Below are 3,002 nucleotides of genomic sequence, written 5' to 3'. Positions count from 1 at the left end.
AAATCGGCACAACCATATAACCGTCTTTGATGAAACTATTTTTGTTTCATCGATGACATTGTACCAGCAAGCAGGGCTTTTGTCTATACAAACGCCATTTTTGCGTTGCAAAATGCTTGTTGGGCTGTGCCCAATCCCCTTCATTCTGCACCGTTCCGATGCAGGCTGCGCGTTTTTTCAAAACGCTTCTATTTATATAGTGTTTAGCATTTCCAGCAATGTTGCGAAGTTTTGCTCCTCGACAGGGGCTTCGTAGTGGAGGTATGCGATCAGCGAAACGAGCAGAAGCCGTTCCGCTTTGTCCCAGAATGGGTCGCCGCCCTGACCTTTTTGGTGTTGGTCATCAGTGCGGTCACGAGTTTCAGAACATCCTTTTCACTGTGGATGTACGCCATGGGGTTATAGCGCATGCTCTTGGAAAAGTTGATGGTGTTGAAGAATTTTAGCTTGTAGCCGTGCTTTAACAGGGCTTCTCCACATTCCACGCCGATACTACCTTTCGGATCTGTAACCACGAATGATACCGGAAAATTCTTGGAATCACATTGCAGCAGATTCGGCTTGATAAAGAACCTTGTCTTACCGCTGCCGGAGCCGCCGACTACCAGCACGTTTTTGTTCCGAGCATTCTTCGGATCAGGTGGGCGGTTGGACATCATCAGCCGTTCTGTTTTGGTCAGGATGATATTGTCCTCAAATTTCGGAGCCATGAACGGCTCGATATCTTTGGGTCCGCCCCACCGGGCAGAGCCGTACTCCATGCCGTGACGGTACTTCTTGGCGTTTTTGCCTTTCAGGTACACCGCCAGCCGCATTGCGGCACCGCAGCATAAACCCACCAGCAGATCCAGCGGATGCAGGCTGGGCAGCGGATTTGAAAATGCAGCCGGGAGCGTATCCATCAGCGATACGATTTTATCGCCCAGTTCCTTGCCCACGGCCAGCCGCCATGCCTCGCCCAGATTGGTGGCCAGCAAGCCAATTACCACATAGGGCAGATAGAGCGCCAGCAGCTTGGAAAGCTTCTTTTTGCTCATAGGCCACGCTCCTCCTGCTTGTGCCGCACTTTGTCCGGCAGATTTGCAACGGACTGCGCCAGATCGTGCAGCTTTGCCAGCACGGAAGGACGTTTGGTTTTATCCAGCACCGATGCCGAATATTCCTTGAAAGCTGCGCTCAAGGCGTCTGTGTCCTGTGCCTTGAAGTAGATCAGATACCGGGGCGGCGTGCAGGACAGGTCTTTCTGGATGGCGTAGTCGATGTGATACCGCTTAGCATAGCGGTCAAAATCCTTGATGCCGGTTTTCTGGATCTCCACATTGGTCACGCCACGGTTCTGCCGCACTAGCCGCTTCATAGACTGCTTGCCCTGCGAAGCGTGCTTGTCGTACTGCCGCAGCAGAAACTGCATCCCGCGCAGCAGGGTGCGGGCAGACAGTTTTGTGGTCGAGATGGCAAGGTTGACCGTCTTATGCTCGATTTCTTCCTGCATCGTTACCACCTCCTGTGCAGAAAATCGCCTTAACGGTCATGTTCCACCGGGGGCTTACTCACAGCCTTTTCTGCATCACTCTGAACTGATTCATCCGGAACCGGAATGACCATCAGGCGACGCCCCAGAGGGAGAAAGGCTTCGGGTTGATGGAATTCTTCTTCATACTTCTGCGCCAGCTCCGGGGAGAGCGATACAAAATCTTCCTCGCCCAGACCTACCACCAGAAAGGTTCCGGCAATAACATCGTACATCAGCCCGTCCTCGTCCCATAAGGCCCGGTTCAGCGGCAGACCCATAAGCTTGCCGTCATCGTTATAAACGATGGCAACCGGATCTTCAAAAGGGTAGCTTGCGCCGATGGAGCCGCCGACAGCCTGCTGCAATGCTTTCAGGTCGTTATCGATCTCGACCTGCTGCGGATACTGCCCCGGCGCAATTTTCAGCACCGACAAGGTGTTCTCGGTCTGTTCCATTATCTTCCTCCTCGAATTTGATAGTGATTTCCTGCCCAGCACGCGCGGCGTTCAACAGAGCTGCCACAAAGAGGCCGAAAAAGGCACCAGCTTCAAAAATGATAAACGAATAAATAAAATTCATAGCAAACCTCCTACATTGACTGAACTGTGAGAAGAATCCTCTTAGGGAGGACGAGGAGCGCTAGACGCGGTGACGATATGCTTAGTGGAAACATTGGCATGAGTATGCGGTGCGGCATCGGTAGAAAAATAGTCGTACAGAGCATCCCGCAGAGAATGGAAGCAACGAGCATGGTAGTCGTGCAGACGGAGAACCAGAATCTTCAAAACATCAACGGCGGAACAGTAAAAGTCCTCCGTGACTTCTGCGAAACTCTCATAGCGGGTCATTTCGGTATCCATGCTGCACCTCTCAGTCAATGCAGATGCAGACCATCTTCTCGCGGCCAGCCATCAGAGGGACGCTGTTCTCGCCCAGATAACACTGGATCAGGTACAGGTCGGCGGTGGTAAGTGCAACAAAATTGCCATCGGTGTCGTAGCGTACAAAGATGACTGCGCCGGACAGGTAACGCTTTCCAGCCAGTGTGATGACCTGACGAGGGTCGTAACAGAGAGCCAGCGGCACATCTTCGCTGATGCTGTAGCAGGAATCTGCTTCATCGAAGCAAGGCAGGTAACTGCGAACATTCGCCAGCGGGGTGATGGTCAGTTCGATCTCCGGGGCAATCACGGCGGCGTAAACTTCATCATCGCCGAGCTGCCGCTCCAGCACATCGCTCATCTTGTTGAAGAAGTCGGTCACAGCATTGTCCATGTGGTTGATCTTCTGGTTCATGGCTTCGATGGTCTTTGCGGTCTTGAGATCAATAGTAGTGTTCATAGTGCTTTTTCTCCTAATTTTTGCAAAAAAGAAAGACCCGGTTGGGTCTTACATTCAAAATGTGTGTTAGCGTTCATTCTGCCGCTGCTGTTTGCGTTGCCACTGATCCAGCAGCTTGATGATAGTGTCCTCCATCTGTTTCGGGGTG

6 protein-coding genes and 1 pseudogene are annotated in these 3,002 nt (G+C 52.1%); 1 reads left to right on the top strand and 6 read right to left on the bottom strand.

Annotation, left to right across the window (positions count from 1 at the left end; translation table 11 throughout):
• A partial coding sequence (locus QZL71_RS12915) for a hypothetical protein (protein ID WP_294649125.1) occupies nt 1–256 on the top strand: 256 nt, incomplete at its 5' end.
• Here the strand turns inward: QZL71_RS12915 and QZL71_RS12910 are convergent.
• The 6 genes and pseudogenes from QZL71_RS12910 to QZL71_RS12885 form a co-directional block, all read right to left on the bottom strand.
• Nucleotides 196–1,037: pseudogene (locus QZL71_RS12910) on the bottom strand (type IV secretory system conjugative DNA transfer family protein); the annotation flags it as partial. The gene QZL71_RS12915 and the pseudogene QZL71_RS12910 overlap by 61 nt on opposite strands.
• A complete protein-coding gene (locus QZL71_RS12905) occupies nt 1,034–1,492 on the bottom strand; it encodes a PcfB family protein (RefSeq protein ID WP_097782594.1) in 459 nt (152 codons plus the stop codon). The pseudogene QZL71_RS12910 and the gene QZL71_RS12905, both read right to left, overlap by 4 nt.
• 29 nt (nt 1,493–1,521) lie before the next feature.
• Nucleotides 1,522–1,968 (bottom strand): DUF3846 domain-containing protein, encoded by a 447-nt coding sequence (locus QZL71_RS12900; RefSeq protein WP_294649122.1) that lies wholly within the window; start codon nt 1,966–1,968, stop codon nt 1,522–1,524.
• Nucleotides 1,892–2,092 (bottom strand): hypothetical protein, encoded by a 201-nt coding sequence (locus QZL71_RS12895; protein WP_113992842.1) that lies wholly within the window; start codon nt 2,090–2,092, stop codon nt 1,892–1,894. Before QZL71_RS12895 ends, QZL71_RS12900 begins: the two co-directional genes overlap by 77 nt.
• Before the next feature lie 41 nt (nt 2,093–2,133).
• On the bottom strand, nt 2,134–2,373 hold the full coding sequence (locus tag QZL71_RS12890; protein WP_113992843.1) for a hypothetical protein: 240 nt from the start codon (nt 2,371–2,373) through the stop codon (nt 2,134–2,136).
• Nucleotides 2,374–2,383: 10 nt separating this feature from the next.
• Nucleotides 2,384–2,854 carry a hypothetical protein gene (locus tag QZL71_RS12885; RefSeq protein ID WP_113992844.1) on the bottom strand — a complete coding sequence of 157 codons (471 nt, stop codon included), beginning with the start codon at nt 2,852–2,854 and terminating at the stop codon, nt 2,384–2,386.
• Nucleotides 2,855–3,002: the final 148 nt, after the last annotated feature.

The sequence above is a fragment of the uncultured Faecalibacterium sp. genome (assembly GCF_900066275.1).
Lineage (GTDB): Bacteria > Bacillota > Clostridia > Oscillospirales > Ruminococcaceae > Faecalibacterium > Faecalibacterium taiwanense.
The sequence above is the reverse complement of the archived record's forward strand: the minus strand, read 5'-3'. Positions and strand labels throughout refer to the sequence as shown.

What these genes read in the sequence shown, in the direction of transcription:
- QZL71_RS12905 (WP_097782594.1), bottom strand. Translation starts at nt 1,492, where the DNA reads ATGCAGGAAGAAATCGAGCATAAGACGGTCAACCTTGCCATCTCGACC.
- QZL71_RS12900 (WP_294649122.1), bottom strand. Translation starts at nt 1,968, where the DNA reads ATGGAACAGACCGAGAACACCTTGTCGGTGCTGAAAATTGCGCCGGGG.
- QZL71_RS12895 (WP_113992842.1), bottom strand. Translation starts at nt 2,092, where the DNA reads ATGAATTTTATTTATTCGTTTATCATTTTTGAAGCTGGTGCCTTTTTC.
- QZL71_RS12890 (WP_113992843.1), bottom strand. Translation starts at nt 2,373, where the DNA reads ATGGATACCGAAATGACCCGCTATGAGAGTTTCGCAGAAGTCACGGAG.
- QZL71_RS12885 (WP_113992844.1), bottom strand. Translation starts at nt 2,854, where the DNA reads ATGAACACTACTATTGATCTCAAGACCGCAAAGACCATCGAAGCCATG.